This is a genomic window from Nocardia sp. PE-7 (assembly GCF_030486425.1).
Classification (GTDB): Bacteria; Actinomycetota; Actinomycetes; order Mycobacteriales; family Mycobacteriaceae; genus Nocardia; species Nocardia salmonicida_A.
In genome coordinates, this window is the sequence record NZ_CP129614.1 from 7,080,413 (window position 1) to 7,097,922 (window position 17,510).

Below are 17,510 nucleotides of genomic sequence, written 5' to 3' on the forward strand. Positions count from 1 at the left end.
GTGCGCTCCGTCGGCGACGACCGTGCCGCACCCGTCAGTGTAGTGCCGGAGGGCGGGATGAACACCGGGTTCCGGCACGGAACGGACACGATCGGCACGGCTCACGGTGCGACCGATTCGGTGTAGCGACGGGCCAGGGTGCGCAGATGCGCGACCAGTTCCGGCGGGCCGTCGACGCGGAAATCCATCATCAACATGCTGAGGTAGATCGCGATCGTCTCCATCGCGTCGGCGCCGGTGAGCAGCACGCAACTGTGTTCGTCGATCGGCTCGACCACCCCGACCGCCGGGTTGATCCTGGCGATGACGGTCTCGGCGGGTTCGAGGACGGTGACGCGGGCGTGCACGCGCCAGCCGGTGGACGCGATGTGGCGCATGACGAAGGCGACGAGGTCGTCGTCCGGGAGCGCGCGCGGGGCGAACACGCGGGCGCCGGTCTCGGCCCGGGTGATCCCGGCAGCCGGAAGGGCCGTCCAGGCATGGGTGTTCATGCTGTAGGCGACGAGGTACCAGCGGCGCTGCCAGTTGATCAGCCGGTAGGGCTCGAGCCCTGCTGTGCCGTCGGATGTCTCGACGGTGACGGCGGTGGTGCGGCGGACGGCGTCGGCGAGGGTGGTGAGGATGCCCGCGGCCACCGGTGCGTCGGGTTCGCGCGAGCCGGTGGTGGCCGGGCCGATCTCGGTGGCATCGCGCAGTGCGGAGACCTTGCGCTGCAGGCGTTTCGGGAGGATCTGCTCGATCTTGCGCAGGGCTCGGGTGAGTTGGTCGCCGATGTCGGAGACGGCGAGCGACCCATCGTGGGCGACGGCGATGGACAGCGCGACCGCGACGGCTTCCTCGTCGTCGAGCAGCAGCGGCGGCATGGTCGCGCCTCGGCCGAGGCGATAACCGCCGATCGCGCCCCGTTCCGCGTGCACGGGATAGCCGAGTTCGCGCAGTCGCGCAATGTCGTTGCGCACGGTGCGTTCGGTGATGTCGAGGCGCTCGGCGAGTTCACGGCCGGTGTAGCCGCGGTCCTGGAGCAGGGCGAGTAGGCGCAGGACGCGCGGGGTTGTCGCAGCCATTTTTCACCTCGGGGAAAATTAGGAAAGAAACTAGCCTAATAGGTTTCTAGGCTGGACTCATCACCGAAACGAAAGGCACCATCATGAACAGCACCGCAGCCCTCGAAACCGTCTGGCGCGACGTGGTCGCCACCTCCTACCAGGCCCTCAGCGACGTCGTCGCCGGTATCGGCGACGACCAGTGGGGCCTGCCCACCCCCTGCTCGGACTGGACCGTCACCCAGGTCATCCAGCACGCGGCGGGTGATCAACTCGCCTACGCCGCGGCCCTCGGAGTCGGCCCCGGCCCGTCCTACAACCCCTTCGACCCCTCCGGCGCCATCGACGGCACCGCCGCCGCGCTGGTCCGCGAGGCCATCGACCAGACCGCCGCGGCATGGGCCACGGTCTCCGCCGACACCGCCACCGTGCCCACACCGCTTCCGCACGGCGATCTCCCCACCCCGGTCGCGGCCACCCTCGCCGCGCTCGACGCGGCGGTGCACGCCTGGGACATCGCGATCGCCACCGGCCAGCCGTCGCCCCTCACCGACGACCTGTCGGCCCACCTCCTCGCGGCCGCCCGCACGATCCACCCGGCCCCCGGTTCGGGCGCCGACGCCGAGATCATCGAACCCCTCCGGCAGTGGGGCGCCTACGCCCCGATCGTCGAAGGATCGGCCACCACGCCGACCGCCGAACTCCTCCACTACCTCGGCCGCACCGCTGCGTGAGCGGAGCCCGGCCTCGGATCAGCGGCGCACGGTGATCAGGGTGAAGGGGCCGATCTCGGTGGCGGTGAAGGCGGGATCGGTGAACAGGGACTTGGGGAACGACACCGTGTAGCGCTTGACGTTCGGGTCGTTCGGGTAGACGTCTTCGGCCAGGCGCAGGGTGTAGTTGTCGCCGTCGTTGCGGAAGAGGAAGACGTCGGGGGCCCGCCACGGCGACTTCGACAGCGCTTCGACCAGGGCGGGGGAGTCGGGGAGCTTGCTCCAGTCCGCGATGGTGGCGGCGCGAGCCTTGAAGTCGGACAAGGGGTTCGCGTAGTGGGAGGTGAGGGCCTGGAAGCCCCAGTAGGGGTAGAACGCCAGGAAGGTGGTGTCGGCGGTGAGGACGACGGATTCGTCGCGGGGCCTGCCGGTTCGGGCCAGGATGGCCTCGTCGACGGCGTGGTAGTACGCGACCGCGGACGGCTTGCGCTTGTCGGCGCGTTCCCCGTAGGTGCCGTCGGCGTTCGGAACGTCGGTGGGCACGGTGTCGGTGTAGGCGGTGTCGATCTCGTGGGTGAGGACGGTGGGGATCATCTGCGCGAAAGCGAGAGCGCCGAGGACGGCGATCGCCGCCGCGGCGGTTCGCAGGGGGGCGGGTTCGTTCAACGCCTGGTAGACGGCGGTCGCGCCTTCGACGAAGCCGAAAACGCCCGCGGCGGCGAGCAGCGCGAGCAGCACCGGCTCGAGGCGGAAGGACAGCAGGGTCGTGCCCGCCGCGGTCGCCGCCATCGAGAGCAGCGTCCACAGGTAGATCGAGACGACGCCGATGCCCAGTGCCTGTGCGCGCCTGGATGATCCGGCCCTGATCACCAGCCACAGCACACCGAGCAGACAGAACGCTCCGCGCAGGGAGAACTCGAGCATCGGGAACGCGAGCTGGGCGCCGGATTCGGGCAGGTAGTGGAATGCGTTGCCGGACGGCATCTTCGCACCGGACAGCATCTTCAGCAGGTACGGCGCCCACACGACGAGGGCGAGCACGACGGCGATACCGCCGATGGCCGCCAGCCGGGTCAGCGGCGCGATCGCGGCACGCCAGGCGGGCGATGCGCCGCTCGAAGCAGCTCCGGCGTCGGTGGCCGCCGTGCCGGCCCGGTGTGCCCGCTGCCCGGCGGCCCGCTGGGAGTAGACCGCGAATCCAGCCGCGACCACGCCCATGATCACCACGGTGAACGCCGCGATCGCCAGATACAACGTGTAGAAACACGCGGCCACCCCGAGGAACACCCCGGTTCCGAGCACCGCGCCCCACCCGCCGGAACGCCGATGCAACGCACCCCACGCCAATACCAGCACCGGCGGAATGAACACCACGAGCACCGCGCCATAAGCCTCCGGGGACGCGTAAGCCAACGTCATCGCCGTGACAGCCGCAGCGGCCCCCACCGCCATATCGGCCCGCACCAACTGCATCCACAACACCAGCGCCACCGCGGCGGCGATGGCCAGCAGCCCGATCGCGTACGGCTTGAACACTTCCCAGCCGTCCATGCCGAGCACATTGCCCACGCGCCCGCCGATCCAGAACCACCCGGCCGGATAGAACGGCGGCAGATCCACATAGGTCATATCGCGCAGGGCGGCGCTGTCGGTGAGCCGCGTCAGATACTCGGTCCGGAATTCCTGATCCACCGAGACGCCGAACAGGTACAACTTCGTCGCGGCCAGCGGCATCCCGAGCGTGACGGTGACGAAGCTCGAAATACCCACCCAGGACAGCAGTTTCGCCACCACGGGCCACTTCCGCAGGCGGATCAACAGCACCGAGACCACCAGCAGCGCGATCGAAACGACCTGGCCCACCGTGGTCAGGGCGCGAGTCACATGTGAGGAGTTGAACGCGGGCCACTGCACCGCCGAGAACGCGAACAGTCCCACCGCGGCGACAACGAGTGCCACCACCGCGGCGGCGACGCCCTCACCGACCCCGGTCCAGATCCTGCGCCCCGCCCGCGCCTCGTCATTGGTCGTCATCGGCGCGCAATCCTCCGGCTCCACTGTGCTCCACGGTCCGGGCCAGCCTAGTGGAGCCCCAACGCAGAACTGCCACACCATCCGGGGATGATGTGGCAGTCCGGAACGCGGTCGATCAGATCGGGAGCTTGCGGAAGATCGGTCGCGGCACGTGGCGCAGGGCCGACATCAGGAAGCGGGCCTCGCCGGGGGCCCAGACGATCTCGGTGCCCTTCTCCGACGCGGCGACGGCGAGCTTGGCGACGTCCTCCGGGTCGACGGTGAGCGGGGCTTCCTTGGAGCCGGTGGCTTCCCAGTGGGCCTTGGTCGCCGAGGTGCGCACCTGCATCGGGCGGATGACGGTGACGCGAGGGCCGAAGGGGCGCAACGCTTCGCCGAGACCGAGGTAGAAGCCGTCGAGCCCCGCCTTGGTGGACCCGTAGACGAAGTTGGAGCGGCGAACGCGCTCACCGGCCACCGAGGACATCACGATGATCCGGCCGTGGCCCTGCGCCTTGAACTTGTCGCCGACCAGCACGCCCACCGAGACACCGGCGGTGTAGTTGATGCCGACGGTCATCACCGCCTTGCGCTGGTTCTGCCACAGCTCCTCGGCATCGCCGAGCACGCCGAACGCCACGATCGCCACATCGACGTCACCGGTGGCGAACGCCGAATCGACGACCTTCGGGTGCGAGTCGGTGTCGAGCGCGTCGAAGTCGATGACGTCGACCTGGGTCGCGCCCGCGGCCTTCAGCGTGGTGACGGCGTTCTCGAGCAGCGGATCGCCGGGCAGGTTCGCCAGGATGACCCGGGCCGGGCTCTTGCGCAGGTACTCGGCGCAGATCGCGAGACCGATCTCGGAGGTGCCACCGAAGAGCAGGATGGTCTGCGGGTTGCCAACTGCGTTGATCACTGGAGCTCCAGCCTCCTGGCCATATCGGACATGAACACGCCATTCGGGTCGACGCTGCGGCGGATCTTGATCCACTCGTCGATCCGCGGGTACATCTTGTGGAACGCCTCGGCGGACGTACGCGAGTCCTTCGCGGTGTACAGCCGCCCGCCGAACTCCATCACGCGCCGGTCCAGATCGGTGACCAGCTCGTTGAGGCCGCGCCGGATCGGGAAGTCGACGCAGATGTTCCAGCCGGGCATCGGGAAGCTCAGCGGTGCCGCGTTGCCCTCACCGAACAGCTTGAACACATTGAGCGCCGAGATGTGCCCGGACGCCTGGATGTCGATGATGATCCGTTTGAACTCTTCGACGGCCTCGGTCGGCACCACGAACTGGTACTGCAGGAAACCGGCGGGTCCGTAGGCCCGATTCCACTCGGAGATCATGTCGAGCGGGTGGTAGAACTGCGTCAGATTCTGGATCTTGCCGGTGTAGGTGCCGCCCATGGCGTAGTACGCCTCGCCGACCGCGCCCAGCGAGAGCCGGTTGGCCGACCAGCTGGGGAAGATGTTCGGCACCGTCAACAGCTGCGGCGCGTCGAACTTCAGCGGATTCTTCTGCAGCTTCTTCGGCAGCTCGTCGACCGTGGCGAGGCGGCCGCGAGTCAGGCAGGAGCGACCCAATTTGGGCAGCGGGTTCATCACGTCGAACCACGCGCTCGAGTAGGTGTAGTTCGCCTCGCTGCCGTCGCTGTGGACCGCGATGGTCTCGTCCAGCGTGGAGGTTTTCACACCGTCGTTGAGGAAGTACGCCGTCTCGGTGGGCGCCATCTCGATGGTGGCGCGCAGGATGATGCCGGTCAGGCCGTTGCCGCCGACAGTCGCCCAGAACAGCTCGGCGTCCTCGGTCGGCGAGATCGTGCGCACCGCGCCGTCGGCGGTGAGCAGGTCGATCGAGCGGACGTGGTTGCCGAAGCTGCCCTCGCTGTGGTGGTTCTTGCCGTGGATATCGGAGGCGATGGCGCCGCCGATGGTCACCTGGCGAGTACCGGGTAGCACGGGCACCCACAGGCCGAAGGGCAGCGCGGCCTTCATCAGCTGGTCCAGGCTCACACCGCCGTCCACCTCGACCATGCGCGAATCGCGGTCGATGCGGTGGATGCGGTTGAGCGCGGGCATGTCGATGACGAGCCCGCCCGCGTTCTGGGCGTGGTCGCCGTACGAGCGGCCTAGGCCACGCGCGATCACGCCGCGTCGCAGATGCGCCGGCTTCGAGTCGTTGTCCTGCGCCACCATGCTCACGGCCTTGGCGATCAGTTCCGGATCGCTGGTCGAGAGCACTTCGGCGGAGGTGGGTGCGGTGCGACCCCAACCGGTGAGCTTGCGGGTGCGCGTGGGTAGCGCGAACGCGTCATCGTTGGTGGTCGAAATGTTCTCAGACATCGGCTAAGAGGCTACATGCATGGCGCGAGGAGCGACCGGTCTCGTAGTCTTCCTCACGTGCAAGCCCAACCGCATCTGCCGCTGCCCGCCGAAATTCCCCTGGTCGACGAGCCCGGCGGGACCGATGTCGACCTCAAGACGCAGATCGTGCGGTTCACGCTGACCGGGGGTTTGTCGGCTGTCGTCGACTTCGGCCTGCTCGCTCTGCTGTCGAACGTGCTCGGTTTGCCGGAGGTTCTCGCCAAGGCGATCAGCTTCATCGCGGGCACGACCACCGCGTACCTGATCAATCGGCGCTGGACGTTCAACGCCGAGCCGAGCAGGGCACGGTTCCTCGCGGTGGTCGCGCTGTACGCGGTGACCTTCGCCGTGCAGGTCGGGATCTACGCGGCGATGTACTTCGCGCTGGCCGACGAGTGGTGGCGTCAGCCCCTCGCGTTCGTCGTCGCACAGGGCACCGCAACGGTCATCAACTTCGTGGTGCAGCGTGCGGTGATCTTCAAGATCAAGTAGGTCAGCCTGCTTTGGCCTCGACATGGTGTCGGCCCGCCTTGACGCCGAAGTAGTCGCCACCCTTGGCGCGCACGTTGTCGGTGCCCCATTCGCGCTGATCCCGCGCGACCGGCACCATCTGCGGGATGTGTTTGCGGCAGTGGATGTAGGCCTCTTCGACATCGACGACGACCCACACCTGCGAGGTTTTCCCCCGCTCGGCAGGTGGCAGGTCGGTGACGGTGCCGCGCAGTTCGCTGTCGGCGACCATGCGGGCTTTCCCGTTGATGTGCAGGCCGATGAGATCGCGAACGAAGTCGATCATCAGGATCCCGACGTGCGGGTTCTCGAGGATATTGCCCAGGCTGGCCATCACCCCGTTACCTCGATACTCGGGGTACGCAATCGTGCGATCGTCGATCACATACAGAAATCCGGGCGTCCCGGCCCGGAAGCTCGAGTCACATTCCCCGTGTGAATCGGCGGTGGCGATGAAGGCCATGTCCATGCGGGCGACGAAATCCACCATGGTGGGGTTCAGGTAGTCGATCACCTGGTCGTCGTAGAAACGCTCGGCTCTGTCCGAGGTGCCCAACGTGTCCTGTAGCTCGTGTTCTCCGTCGCTGCCGACGAATTTTTCGGGCATCGGGCCCCCTCTGCTAGCCGTACCGGTTGATGCGGGCCTCTAGACGAAACCCCCGCTGTGACCGCAATCTCATCCAGTCTAGGGGAATCTCACTGTCGGCGGGGCGTCTCCATTATTGCGAATGGGATGAAAGCCGAGTTTGCGCAACAGTTTCCAGGTCAGGACTGATCAGGCCGGACCTACCGTCACCGGTACGCCGTTGAACACAGCGGTGCCGGATACCGCGTCGACTACCGAATCATCGGTCAGCACATTGGCATTCACCCCGGCGTTGGCCAGCGCGACCGACTGGGTGGTGCTCGCGCTGTGGCCCCAGCCGTGCGGCAGGCTCACCACGCCGGGCATGATCGTCGGCGTCAGCTCCACCTGCACCGTCAACGAGCCGGCCGCCGAGGTGATCTCGGCCTGTTCGCCGAGACCGAGACGGGTCGCGTCGTCGGGGTGTACCTGCAGCGTGCAGCGGTTGGAGCCGCCGACAAGGCCCGAGATGTTGTGCATCCAGCTGTTGTTGGAGCGCAGCTGACGTCGTCCGATCAGCACCATCGCGGGCGCGGTGCTCGCCAGTCCGGCCCGCAGACGCGTCACGTCCGCCAGCAGTTGCGGCGGGGCGAGCTCGACCTTCTTCGACGCGGTGCGCAGGATTCCCGGCAGCCGCGGCCGTAGCGGGCCGAGGTCGATGCCGTGCGGGTTGTCGAGCAGCGTTTTCAGGCTGAGTTCACCACCGTTCCAGGCACCGTACGGGCCGAGCTTGAGCATCAGATCAAGGCGCTGCTCGGTGGTGTTCGCGCCGGTCAGCTCCTCGCGGCGTTCGCTCATGTCGGCCTTGTGCAGGGTGCCCGCGATGACGAGTTCGTCGATCATCGCGATCGGGCTCGCCGCGCCTGTGCCGGTGTGGGGCTGACCGCTCACCGCGGCCGCGAGACGGGCCACCACCGCCGATTCCGACGGCCGGTCACCCAGGTCGACCACCGGCGGTGAGTAGCGCGCGTAGTTGCGCACCGCGAACTGCAGCAGCGCGAAATCGAAGTGCGGCGACTGCACCGAGCGCGGCGGCGGCAGGATCACATTCGCGTGTCTGGTGGTTTCGTTGACGTAGCGATCGACACTGACCATGAACTCCAGCCCGGCCAGACCCTTGTCCAGTCGGGCACCGCTCGGCGCGGAGAGCACGGGGTTGCCCGCGACCGTCACCAGCGCCTTGATCTGCCCCTCACCGGGGGTTTCGATCTCGTCGGCGAGGGTGGCGACGGGCAGTTCGCCCATCGACTCCGGCAGCTCGCGAACGCGGCTGGTCCAGCGGCCGAGCCGAAACGGCCTCGACCGCTCCACTCCGCCCGCCGCCGCGTCGGCGAACATGGCGCCGCCGGGGGCGTCGAGGTTGCCGGTGAGGGCGTTGACGGCGTCGACCAGCCACTGGGTGAGCGTGCCGAACTCCGCGGTGCAGGTGCCGATCCGCGCGTAGACCGCGGACGTGGGCGCGGCGGCGAGCTCGCGGGTCAGTGTGCGGATGGTGTCGGCGGGGATGCCGGTGCGCTCGGCCACTGCCTCGGGCGCGAACTCGAGCGCGGCAGCGCGCAGTTCGTCGAGCCCGGCGACGTCGACGCGCACGTCCGTGAGACCTTCGTCGAACAGCGTGTGGACCACACCGAACAGCAGATAGGCGTCGGCGCCGGGCCGGATGAACAGGTGCTGGTCAGCGATCGCGGCGGTTCTGGTTTCGCGCGGATCGACCACGACCAACTTGCCTCCGCGAGCCCGCAACGCCTTGAGCCGGCCGGGAAAATCAGGCGCGGTGCACAGCGAACCGTTGGACTCGAGCGGATTGGCGCCGAGCATGAGCAGGAAATCGGTGCGGTCGAGGTCGGGGACCGGGACCTTGAGCGGGTCGCCGAACATGAGCCCGGCCGCGACCTGTTTCGGCATCTGGTCGGCGGAGCTCGCGGTGTAGACGTGGCGGGTGCTCAACGCGCGGATGAGCGCGGGCACATAGAGCGCGCCCGCGACGGTGTGCGCGTTGGGATTGCCCAGGTACATGGCGGACGAGCCGCTGGGGATCTCGGCGAAGGCGGCCGCGATCAGGTCGAACGCCTCGTCCCAGCCCGCGGCGCGGAATCCGTCACCGTCGCGGATCAGCGGGGTGGTGACCAGGTCCGGATCGTTGTCGAGTTGGCCGAAGCTGGCGCCCTTCGGGCACAGGAAGCCCTTGCTGAACGGGTCGTCGCGATCGCCGCGCACCGACAACACCCGGTCGGCGTCGTCGAGAGTGACGGTGAGACCGCAGACGGCCTCGCACAGCGGACAGGTACGCAGAGCGGTCCGAGAAGACAGCGAACGAGAAGCCATCCTTCATGCTTACGCCCACCGGGGTGGGCGATGGTCGGAAACGCCGAAAACCCGCGAGCTGCGACGTCGGGGAGGCGTCGCGGCTCGCGGGTTCGGGCTGGTTCAGGTCAGCTGGCCAGAGTCAGCGCGGTGCGCTTGCCGGTCTGCTTGGTGCCGGACTGCTTACGCGCCATCGCCGAGCGCACGGCCGCACCGAGGGCGACGACCGGCGGGATCCAGCGAGCCTCGGTGGGCGCGACGCTCCAGGAGGCGCTGCCCGCGGCCAGCTGGGTCGGCGGCAGCGGGATGCTCGCGCCGTCGGTGTGCACGATGACGCCGGCCTCACGCATGGCCTCGATCGCCATGGCGGCCTTGCGGACTCCGGTGACCAGGTGGATCTCGCGACGCTCCTGGCCCGGGATCTCGATCACGGGGCCGGACAGGTTGTTGGCGCGCAGGAAGCGGCGGACATCGCCCGCGATCTCACCGGTGATCTCGATGGCCGAGACCTCGTCGTCGGTGATCAAGCACAAGCCATTGATGGTTTCAGCGACCGTCCATCCACGCGCGGTGTACTCCTGCGCGGCGGCACCTTTGTCGGCGGCCGTAGTGGTGGTCGGAAACGTCGTGCGCACTGTGTGTTCTCCATTCCCCGAAGAGCTCTGTTCCTGCGTTCATGGGCGTATCGGCGCGGGGTAGTCCACTTGTTACGCCGTTACCGAAAAATATTCGAGAGTGTCTGCTTCGTCTCAGTTCGGTAACCTTCGCTATCGCAGGTACGGCGCCGCCCGGGTTGGCGTAGGGGCCGAAACGGGGCAGGATTCGGACTATGACCGAAGCGCCTGGCACCCCCGAGTCGAACGACGAGGATGCCGAGGAGTTCGAAGCCGAATCACGTTGGCTCTCTTGGAAAGAGACCGACGGAAAGCGTTCGGCTCGTCCCGCAGAGGGTACGTACGAGGCAGACCTGGCGCGCGACGCGGGGTTCGAAGAGCCCTTCCGCACCACCGGTTCGGCCAAACAATGGGCTGCCGAAGCGGGTCGTTCCCTGCTCGATGTGCAGTTCCGCAGGCCCGCGACCAGGACCTTGCTGCCGCTGGCCTACGTATTGGGCGTCGTTTCCTTCGGTATCGGCGTGCCGATCGCGCTCACGGTGCTGATGTGGCGGGCCTCGGCGCTGCTGGGGGTGCTCGCCGCGCTCGTCGCCGTGCCGTTGGGGCTCACCATCGCGGCCTCGGTGCGCCTGATGCTCGAATTCGCCGACAACGCCGCCCGGCTGGCGGGCCGCGTCGAGCACATCAGCGAACTGGCCGATGGCCTGTTCCAGGCCCTGTCCGATGTCGCCGAGCCGGTGAACCAGCTCTCCGAAGATGTTCGAGCGGTGCAGTTCTGGCGGTTCCGCAAGAAAAAATAGGTCTTGCGCGGTGTCCGATTCATTGTGAAACAATCCGTACGCAGATCCGACGATATGTCGGCCGCGTAGGGCGGTCTCCGAAAGTTCTGTCCGGAGACCGGAGTTCGGATACAGGGGGGAAGTATGGCTTCACCACAGGGCGTCACGGGTTCCACGATGCCGCGCAGGCAGTTGGGCAGGCACCTACGTGACCTGCGCAATCGGGCGCGGATGACAACGAGAACCGCGGCGGCGCAACTGGAGTGGTCGGAAGCGAAGATCTGGCGGATCGAAACGGGGCAGACGTCGTTGCGCAGCCTCGACGTCGAGGCCATGTGCAAGGTGTACGGCGCGCCGGCCGATCTGGTCGAACCACTGGCCGCCCTGGCTCGCGAAACCAAGGCACGGGGTTGGTGGACGAGCTACGGCGATGTGATCGCGGAGGGCTTCGAGGTCTACATCGGTCTCGAGGAAGCCGCGTCGGGGCTGGCACTCTACGAGGACGGCCTGGTCCCGGCGCTGTTGCAGACCCAGGACTACGCGAAAGCGCTGTTCGAGCAGACGATTCCCGACCTGACCGAGGCGGAGCTCGAGCGCAGGCTGCGGGTGCTCGCCGCCAGGCAGGCCCTGGTCACCAGGGCCGATGCCCCGCTGCGGCTGGACGTGGTGCTGGCCGAGTCGGTGCTCACCCGCTTCATCGGTGACGAGCGCGTGCGCGCGGGCCAGCTCGCGCGATTGCGGGAGCTGGCCGAGCGCGACACGGTGCGTATCCAGGTGGTTCCCGGCGATTCCGGCTATCACTCCGGTCTCGAATCCGGTCGGTTCGTGATCCTGGATTTCGGGGTCGACGATTCGGTGGATCGACCGGAGCCGCCGGTGGTCTACGTGGAAACCTTCGCGGGCAGCAGCTATCTCGACAAACCGGCCGAATGCGACCGCTACCGGCGGGCGTTCACCGACATCACCGTGGCGGCTACGGGCACGCTGTAGGGCTGTCCCACGAACCGGCGAGCACCGAACGGTGGGTGGGCAGGGCGCTGTCGTAGACCGCCCTGCCCTTGTCGGTGAGTTGGACGAAGATGGCGCGGCGGTCGAGATCGCACATGCTCCGCTCGACCAGTCCGTCGCGTTCCAGTCTCGCCACCGCGCGCGAGAGCGCGCTCTGGCTCAGGTAGATGTCCTGGGCCAGTTCTGTCATGCGGTACTTCTGACACGCCGCGTCGACCAGTCGGTCCAGCGTTTCGAATTCGCTGAGGCCGATCTCGTGGTCCCTTTGGAGCGCCTTCTCCAGGGCGCAACTCACGGCGGCGTGCCTGCCGAGTAGTTCGCGCCACTGACCGACCAGCTCGGTGGGCGCTTCAGTGCGCCGAGCTGACGTTACGGCCGGATTCATGGCCCCATCTTAGTGGTAGGCACCTGTTCATGCAACGGCATTTTATGTGTTGGCAATTAATGCACACGCATGTAATGTCCTCCGCATGACTTCGCCAGCAACGCTTTCGGCCGCAGATCAGGCGACCGATCCCACCAGGTGGCCCCTCCGGCTCTGGGGCATGCTGATCACTCTGTGCATCGTTCTCTTCCTCGACGGGCTCGACGTCTCGATGATCGGCGTCGCGCTGCCGTCCATCGGCGCCGAACTCGATCTGTCCACCTCCACCCTGCAGTGGCTCGTCAGCGGCTACATCCTCGGCTACGGCGGCCTGCTGCTGCTGGGCGGACGCACCGCCGACCTGCTCGGACGCCGCAAGGTCTTCCTCATCGCACTCGCGGTGTTCGCCGTCGCATCACTGGTCGGCGGGCTGGTGAGCGACCCCGCTCTGCTGATCGCCACCCGTTTCATCAAGGGCCTGGCCGCCGCGTTCACCGCGCCGACCGGCTTGTCGATCATCACCACCACCTTCGCCGAGGGAAAAGCGCGCAACAAGGCGCTGTCGATCTACACCGTCTTCGGTGCGGGCGGCTACTCCATGGGTCTGCTGTTCGGCGGCCTCATGACCGGCGTCGGCTGGCGCTGGACCTTCCTGCTGCCCGTCCCGATCGCCGTCGCCGCGCTGATCGCCGCGTTCGTGCTGGTGCCCAAGGACGGTAAGGCCGAGGAAGGCGGGCACGATCTGCTCGGCGCGCTGCTGTCGACGGCAGGCATGTTGTTGCTGGTCTACACCGTGGTCACCGCGCCGGAAGTCGGTTGGGCCTCGGGCCGCACCATCGGTTCGTTCCTCGCCGTGATCGCCCTGTTCGCCGCGTTCGTCGTCACCGAGCAGCGCGTGAAGCACCCGCTGGTTCGCCTCGGCATCCTGCGCAAGGCCTCGCTCGTGCGAGCCAGTCTGGCCATCATCGCGGTCGCCGGTTCGTACTTCTCCTGGCAGTTCATCGTGACCCTGTACATGCAGGACACCCTGGAATGGTCGGCGCTGAAGCTGGCGATGGCCCTGCTGCCGGTGGGCATCCTGGTCGTCGGGTCGGCCTTCTTCTCCGAGAAGCTGATCGACCGTTTCGGCACCGGACCGGTCATCGCGGTCACCATGAGCGTGATGGCGATCGGCTACCTGCTGTTCCTGCGGATCGACACGGCTCCCGGCTACTTCACCGTGCTGCTGCCCGCGATCCTGTTGATCGGCATCGGCTGGGTCGGCTTCCCGGCGATCAATGTACAGGCCACCAGCGGTATCGACGACGACGAGCAGGGTCTCGCGGCAGGCGTGCTGCAGACCTCCATGCAGGTCGGCGCTGCCATCGTGCTCGCGGTGACCACCGCTATCGTCACCTCCGGCGGGCACGGAACGAGTGCCACTGCGCAGCAGATGCTCGACACCTACCGGCCGGGCCTCGAGTTCGCGGCGGGCGTCACCATCGTCGGCGCACTGGTCGCGCTGACGGTCTTCCTGCCCAGGTTCCGCAAGCCCGCCCAGGACGCACCGGTCGTCGAGGCGAAGGTTCTCGAACCGGTCGCCTGATCGAATAACGCCGAACGGCACCACCCCACGCGGGTGGTGCCGTTCGTTTCACGTGAATCAGTCGGAAAACTTCGGCGCTGCTTCGTCTTTCGCCGAGCGAACGTAGGTCAGCGGGCGGCCGTCGCGGCCCTCGGTCGGCCAGGCGATAGCGAGGCGCGGATCGAAAGCGTCCATGTCCCTGTCGAATTCGGGGGAGTACTCGAGCGAGCAGAGGTAGGTCACCGTCGAGCGGTTCTCCAGCGAGAGGATGGCATGGCCGAGACCCTCGGACAGGAACACCGAGCGGCGCGACACGTCGTCGAGCAACACACTGTCCCACCGGCCGTAGGTCGGCGAGCCGGGTCGCAGGTCGACCACCACGTCCAGGAACGCACCGCGCACACAGGTCACATACTTGGCCTGACCGGGCGGATTGTCGGTGTAGTGGATACCGCGCAGCACCCCGGCTGCTGAGACCGAAGTGTTCACCTGGTGCAGTTCGAACGGGCGTCCGGTGGCCTTCTCGAACTCCGAGGCCTTGAACGACTCACAGAACATGCCGCGGTCGTCGCCGAGCAGACGCGGGGTCACCACCCAGGCGCCGGGGATCGCCAGTTCACGAAACTCCATGTGTTACCAGTCTTTTCCACGGTCGATCAGATCCAGCAGGTAGCGGCCGTAGCCCGAGCGCACCATCGGTTCGGCGAGCTTGCACAGCTGTTCGTCGGAGATCAGGCCGCGTCGCCACGCCACTTCCTCCGGCACGCCGATCTTGAGGCCCTGGCGTTCCTCGATGGTGCGCACGTAATTGGCGGCGTCGAGCAGGGAGTCGAAGGTGCCGGTGTCGAGCCAGGCGGTGCCGCGTGCCAGTACGTCGACGCTGAGCCGGTTCTGCTCGAGGTAGGCGCGGTTGATATCGGTGATCTCGTACTCCCCGCGCGCCGACGGGCGCAGCTCGCGGGCGATCTCGACCACGTCGTTGTCGTAGAAGTAGAGGCCGGGGATGGCGTAGTTCGAGCGCGGGACCTTCGGCTTCTCCTCGATGGAGACCGCACGGCCCTGATCGAACTCCACCACGCCGTAGGCGGTGGGGTCCTTCACCCAGTAGGCGAACACCGCGCCGCCGTCGATGTCGTGGAAGCGTTCCAGGCTGGCGCCGAGGCCGGGTCCGTGGAAGATGTTGTCGCCGAGGACCAGCGCGGCCGGTTCGTTGCCGATGTGATCGGCCCCGAGGACGAAGGCGCTCGCGAGGCCGTCGGGTTCGGGCTGCACCACATAGCTGATCGCGACGCCGAACTGGCTGCCGTCGCCCAGCAATCGGGAAAACGCGTCGGCGTCCTCCGGCGTGGTGATCACCAGAATGTCGTCGATCCCTGCCAGCATGAGAGTGGACAGCGGGTAGTAGACCATGGGTTTGTCGTAGACCGGGACGAGCTGCTTGCTCACCCCGCGCGTGATCGGGTGCAACCGTGAGCCGGTGCCGCCCGCCAAGATGATTCCGCGCATAGGTGGCAAGTCTGCCAGTTCCCTCCTCCCCGGAGACGGGGAGGTTCCGACACGTCGACGAATTGGTCACGAACGTTTCGTGGCCGGGTGTGTCGGGCGATAACTGAGACAGACATGGCGCTCATCTGATTATGTGAGCTCCGATGTGTGAAACATCACTGTGTTAGATGTCAGCGCCGACATCCGATCCGGGGGGATACGCCTTGGTCAGGGGTCGACGCGCCAGCTGTGAGGTAGGTGCGCGATGGTAACCACGAAGATCACCGGCGTGATGGGTGGGCTCGCGCCCGTGGCCCCGATCGGCACCACGAGCAGGCCGGAGCCGGGCATCATCGTCAACTCCGGCCGGACCAGCACCTCCTCGCGTGTCCTGATGGGCGCCTGCCTCGGCGTCATCGGACCGCTGCTGCGCACCGTGCCCATCAACCGGGCCACCATCCCGGTCGGCGCCGTCGCGATCGACCTGTTGTCGCGGCTGCGACCCGAACCCCACGGCATCGAACGCGAGCAGATCCAGCTCAGCGATTTCAAGATGGAGATGGTCCGGCCCGCGGGCGGCTCGCGCGCGCTGCGCCACGGCGCGGTGCTGTACATGCACGGCGGTGGATTCGCGGTCTGTGGATTGCAGACGCATCGTGCGATCGCGGCCGGACTGGCGCGGCGCACCGGGCTGCCGGTCCTCAATGTCGAATACCGGCAGCTGCCCGGTTCGATCGATGCCTCGATCGACGACTGTGTGCTCGCCTACCGCTGGCTGCTGCGCCACGGCGCCGATCCGGCGCGCATCGTGTTCGCCGGTGATTCGGCCGGCGGGTTCCTGACCTTCGCCACCGCGATCCGCTCCCGCGAGATCGGCCTGCCGCTGCCCGCCGCCCTCGTCGGCCTCAGTCCGCTGCTCGATCTGGATTACCGGGCCAAAGAGGGGTACGTCAATGTCGACCGGGATGCCTACATTCCGCTGAAAGGGCTCGAGGCGGTCGTCCACCTCGGCGCCGAGCACGAAGGTCCGCTCGATCCCGCGCTCTCACCGGTCAACGCGGACCTGGCGGGAATGCCGCCGGTCCTGCTCATCGCGGCCGAAGACGAACTGCTGCGCTACGACTGTGAGCTGATGGCCCATCGGCTCACCGCCGCGGGCGTGCCGAACACGCTGGAGCTGTGGCGTGGGCAGGTGCACGCGTTCATGAGCATCCTGCCGAGCATGCCGGAGAGTCGTTCGGCGCTCGGCCGGGTGGCGAAGTTCGTCCGCACCGCGGTGGAACCGGCACAGCGGGCCCGCACGGCCTGAGAACGGCTCGGGCGGTTCTGATCACGGTCGGCCGACCGAGCCACCCTCGAACGTGAACGAAGCGGCCCCGCTCGGAGAACCGAGCGGGGCCGCTTTCCTTCTGTCCTACGGCGAAATTACTTGGCCGGGGGGGTGAAGGGGGCGGAGATGGTGGTGAAGTACTGGATCGCAGCACCGATCGCGACCGGGGCGGTCACGAAGATCTGGCCCAGGAGGACACCGAGGGCGCCGATGCTGGTAGCGCCGACGACGCAACCCGCGAGCGGGCCCGCGCCGAACAGGGCGAGCAGCACGCCGGTCGCGACCAGGCCGATCGCCGCACCCGTGACGCAACCGATGGCAGCGCCGGCGAGGCCGCCGCCCAGGGTGCCGATGGTGGCGCCCATGGAGATGGTGGAGGTCAGACGGCTCCAGGCGGCCTGCTCACGCTCGTACTCGGTCTTCCACGGCGCCTGGTTGTCGTAAGGCAGGGCGACCGGCTTGTAGACAGCCTTGGCCGGGTCCAGCTGCGGGCTCAGGGTGGCGGTGTTGCCCGAGATCTCGGCCGCGATCGGCAGCTCGAACTCGTCGAGGCGGAAGGTCAGCGGGGTACCGGCGACGGTGGTGCCGTTGGCAGCCTTGATCTTGAAGGCGCCGTCTTCGACGACCAGCGAGCCCGCGTCGGTGGTGATGACGGACTTGGAACCGTCGACGACCTGGGCGGTGTAGTTGATCGGGGCGGCCTCTTCGACCGGCGCGGCGTTGACGGTGCCGGCAGCAACGCCCATGGCAGCGATCAGCAGCGCCGACGTGGCGGCGAATTTCCTCATCAGCATTTT

General features: G+C 67.4%; 17 protein-coding genes. 6 read left to right on the plus strand and 11 right to left on the minus strand.

Annotated features, from left to right (window positions below):
• Positions 1 to 101: 101 nt before the first annotated feature.
• Positions 102 to 1,064 carry a helix-turn-helix transcriptional regulator gene (locus QX204_RS33055; protein WP_301904376.1) on the minus strand — a complete coding sequence of 321 codons (963 nt, stop codon included), beginning with the start codon at positions 1,062 to 1,064 and terminating at the stop codon, positions 102 to 104.
• 83 nt (positions 1,065 to 1,147) lie between these two features.
• Between QX204_RS33055 and QX204_RS33060 the strand changes: the two genes are divergently transcribed.
• Positions 1,148 to 1,777, plus strand: coding sequence for a TIGR03086 family metal-binding protein (locus tag QX204_RS33060; RefSeq protein ID WP_301904377.1), 630 nt, complete (start codon positions 1,148 to 1,150; stop codon positions 1,775 to 1,777).
• 18 nt (positions 1,778 to 1,795) lie between these two features.
• Here the strand turns inward: QX204_RS33060 and QX204_RS33065 are convergent, their stop codons facing one another.
• From QX204_RS33065 to QX204_RS33075, 3 genes are all read right to left on the minus strand, one after another.
• Positions 1,796 to 3,790: a galactan 5-O-arabinofuranosyltransferase gene (locus QX204_RS33065; protein ID WP_301904378.1), complete on the minus strand. Its 1,995-nt coding sequence runs from the start codon at positions 3,788 to 3,790 to the stop codon at positions 1,796 to 1,798.
• Between the two features lie 115 nt (positions 3,791 to 3,905).
• Positions 3,906 to 4,685 carry a decaprenylphospho-beta-D-erythro-pentofuranosid-2-ulose 2-reductase gene (locus QX204_RS33070; protein ID WP_301904380.1) on the minus strand — a complete coding sequence of 260 codons (780 nt, stop codon included), beginning with the start codon at positions 4,683 to 4,685 and terminating at the stop codon, positions 3,906 to 3,908.
• Entirely contained in the window at positions 4,682 to 6,109 is a 1,428-nt protein-coding gene (locus QX204_RS33075; RefSeq protein WP_301904381.1) for a decaprenylphosphoryl-beta-D-ribose oxidase, read from the minus strand. Before QX204_RS33075 ends, QX204_RS33070 begins: the two co-directional genes overlap by 4 nt.
• 15 nt (positions 6,110 to 6,124) lie before the next feature.
• Here QX204_RS33075 and QX204_RS33080 point away from each other — a divergent pair, with 15 nt between their 5' ends.
• Complete coding sequence (locus tag QX204_RS33080) at positions 6,125 to 6,622, plus strand: GtrA family protein (RefSeq protein ID WP_084787348.1); 498 nt, start codon at positions 6,125 to 6,127, stop codon at positions 6,620 to 6,622.
• A 1-nt stretch (position 6,623) separates the two neighbouring features.
• Here QX204_RS33080 and QX204_RS33085 read toward each other — a convergent pair whose 3' ends face one another.
• The 3 genes from QX204_RS33085 to QX204_RS33095 all read right to left on the minus strand — a co-directional run bounded on the left by QX204_RS33085 (position 6,624) and on the right by QX204_RS33095 (position 10,204).
• Positions 6,624 to 7,247 carry a pyridoxamine 5'-phosphate oxidase family protein gene (locus QX204_RS33085; RefSeq protein ID WP_301904383.1) on the minus strand — a complete coding sequence of 208 codons (624 nt, stop codon included), beginning with the start codon at positions 7,245 to 7,247 and terminating at the stop codon, positions 6,624 to 6,626.
• Positions 7,248 to 7,415: 168 nt separating this feature from the next.
• A complete protein-coding gene (locus QX204_RS33090; RefSeq protein ID WP_301904384.1) occupies positions 7,416 to 9,590 on the minus strand; it encodes a molybdopterin oxidoreductase family protein in 2,175 nt (724 codons plus the stop codon).
• A gap of 107 nt (positions 9,591 to 9,697) precedes the next feature.
• Positions 9,698 to 10,204: a hypothetical protein gene (locus QX204_RS33095; protein ID WP_301904385.1), complete on the minus strand. Its 507-nt coding sequence runs from the start codon at positions 10,202 to 10,204 to the stop codon at positions 9,698 to 9,700.
• Positions 10,205 to 10,398: 194 nt separating this feature from the next.
• On the opposite strand from QX204_RS33095, the gene QX204_RS33100 reads away from it, so the two are divergent.
• Positions 10,399 to 10,983 carry a DUF4282 domain-containing protein gene (locus QX204_RS33100; RefSeq protein ID WP_301904386.1) on the plus strand — a complete coding sequence of 195 codons (585 nt, stop codon included), beginning with the start codon at positions 10,399 to 10,401 and terminating at the stop codon, positions 10,981 to 10,983.
• 123 nt (positions 10,984 to 11,106) lie between these two features.
• On the plus strand, positions 11,107 to 11,952 hold the full coding sequence (locus tag QX204_RS33105; RefSeq protein WP_301904387.1) for a helix-turn-helix domain-containing protein: 846 nt from the start codon (positions 11,107 to 11,109) through the stop codon (positions 11,950 to 11,952).
• Here the strand turns inward: QX204_RS33105 and QX204_RS33110 are convergent.
• Positions 11,936 to 12,355 carry a MarR family transcriptional regulator gene (locus QX204_RS33110; protein ID WP_301904388.1) on the minus strand — a complete coding sequence of 140 codons (420 nt, stop codon included), beginning with the start codon at positions 12,353 to 12,355 and terminating at the stop codon, positions 11,936 to 11,938. The genes QX204_RS33105 and QX204_RS33110 overlap by 17 nt on opposite strands.
• Before the next feature lie 85 nt (positions 12,356 to 12,440).
• On the opposite strand from QX204_RS33110, the gene QX204_RS33115 reads away from it, so the two are divergent.
• Positions 12,441 to 13,919 carry an MFS transporter gene (locus QX204_RS33115; protein ID WP_301904389.1) on the plus strand — a complete coding sequence of 493 codons (1,479 nt, stop codon included), beginning with the start codon at positions 12,441 to 12,443 and terminating at the stop codon, positions 13,917 to 13,919.
• A gap of 57 nt (positions 13,920 to 13,976) precedes the next feature.
• Here the strand turns inward: QX204_RS33115 and QX204_RS33120 are convergent, their stop codons facing one another.
• A complete protein-coding gene (locus QX204_RS33120) occupies positions 13,977 to 14,528 on the minus strand; it encodes a dTDP-4-dehydrorhamnose 3,5-epimerase family protein (protein WP_301904390.1) in 552 nt (183 codons plus the stop codon).
• Positions 14,529 to 14,531: 3 nt separating this feature from the next.
• Positions 14,532 to 15,404, minus strand: a complete 873-nt coding sequence (gene rfbA, locus QX204_RS33125; protein ID WP_301904391.1) for a glucose-1-phosphate thymidylyltransferase RfbA — start codon at positions 15,402 to 15,404, stop codon at positions 14,532 to 14,534.
• Positions 15,405 to 15,648: 244 nt separating this feature from the next.
• Here rfbA and QX204_RS33130 point away from each other — a divergent pair, with 244 nt between their 5' ends.
• Complete coding sequence (locus QX204_RS33130; RefSeq protein WP_301904392.1) at positions 15,649 to 16,692, plus strand: alpha/beta hydrolase; 1,044 nt, start codon at positions 15,649 to 15,651, stop codon at positions 16,690 to 16,692.
• Positions 16,693 to 16,808: 116 nt separating this feature from the next.
• Here the strand turns inward: QX204_RS33130 and QX204_RS33135 are convergent, their stop codons facing one another.
• Positions 16,809 to 17,507: a DUF8020 domain-containing protein gene (locus QX204_RS33135; protein WP_301904393.1), complete on the minus strand. Its 699-nt coding sequence runs from the start codon at positions 17,505 to 17,507 to the stop codon at positions 16,809 to 16,811.
• Between the last annotated feature and the right edge of the window lie 3 nt (positions 17,508 to 17,510).

Coding starts and splice junctions, on each gene's coding strand:
- QX204_RS33135 (WP_301904393.1), bottom strand. CDS start 17,507: ATGCTGATGAGGAAATTCGCCGCCACGTCGGCGCTGCTGATCGCTGCC.
- QX204_RS33060 (WP_301904377.1), top strand. CDS start 1,148: ATGAACAGCACCGCAGCCCTCGAAACCGTCTGGCGCGACGTGGTCGCC.
- QX204_RS33120 (WP_301904390.1), bottom strand. CDS start 14,528: ATGGAGTTTCGTGAACTGGCGATCCCCGGCGCCTGGGTGGTGACCCCG.
- QX204_RS33110 (WP_301904388.1), bottom strand. CDS start 12,355: ATGAATCCGGCCGTAACGTCAGCTCGGCGCACTGAAGCGCCCACCGAG.
- QX204_RS33130 (WP_301904392.1), top strand. CDS start 15,649: ATGGTAACCACGAAGATCACCGGCGTGATGGGTGGGCTCGCGCCCGTG.
- QX204_RS33105 (WP_301904387.1), top strand. CDS start 11,107: ATGGCTTCACCACAGGGCGTCACGGGTTCCACGATGCCGCGCAGGCAG.
- QX204_RS33075 (WP_301904381.1), bottom strand. CDS start 6,109: ATGTCTGAGAACATTTCGACCACCAACGATGACGCGTTCGCGCTACCC.
- QX204_RS33080 (WP_084787348.1), top strand. CDS start 6,125: ATGCATGGCGCGAGGAGCGACCGGTCTCGTAGTCTTCCTCACGTGCAA.
- QX204_RS33115 (WP_301904389.1), top strand. CDS start 12,441: ATGACTTCGCCAGCAACGCTTTCGGCCGCAGATCAGGCGACCGATCCC.
- QX204_RS33100 (WP_301904386.1), top strand. CDS start 10,399: ATGACCGAAGCGCCTGGCACCCCCGAGTCGAACGACGAGGATGCCGAG.
- QX204_RS33065 (WP_301904378.1), bottom strand. CDS start 3,790: ATGACGACCAATGACGAGGCGCGGGCGGGGCGCAGGATCTGGACCGGG.
- QX204_RS33055 (WP_301904376.1), bottom strand. CDS start 1,064: ATGGCTGCGACAACCCCGCGCGTCCTGCGCCTACTCGCCCTGCTCCAG.
- QX204_RS33090 (WP_301904384.1), bottom strand. CDS start 9,590: ATGGCTTCTCGTTCGCTGTCTTCTCGGACCGCTCTGCGTACCTGTCCG.
- QX204_RS33085 (WP_301904383.1), bottom strand. CDS start 7,247: ATGCCCGAAAAATTCGTCGGCAGCGACGGAGAACACGAGCTACAGGAC.
- rfbA (WP_301904391.1), bottom strand. CDS start 15,404: ATGCGCGGAATCATCTTGGCGGGCGGCACCGGCTCACGGTTGCACCCG.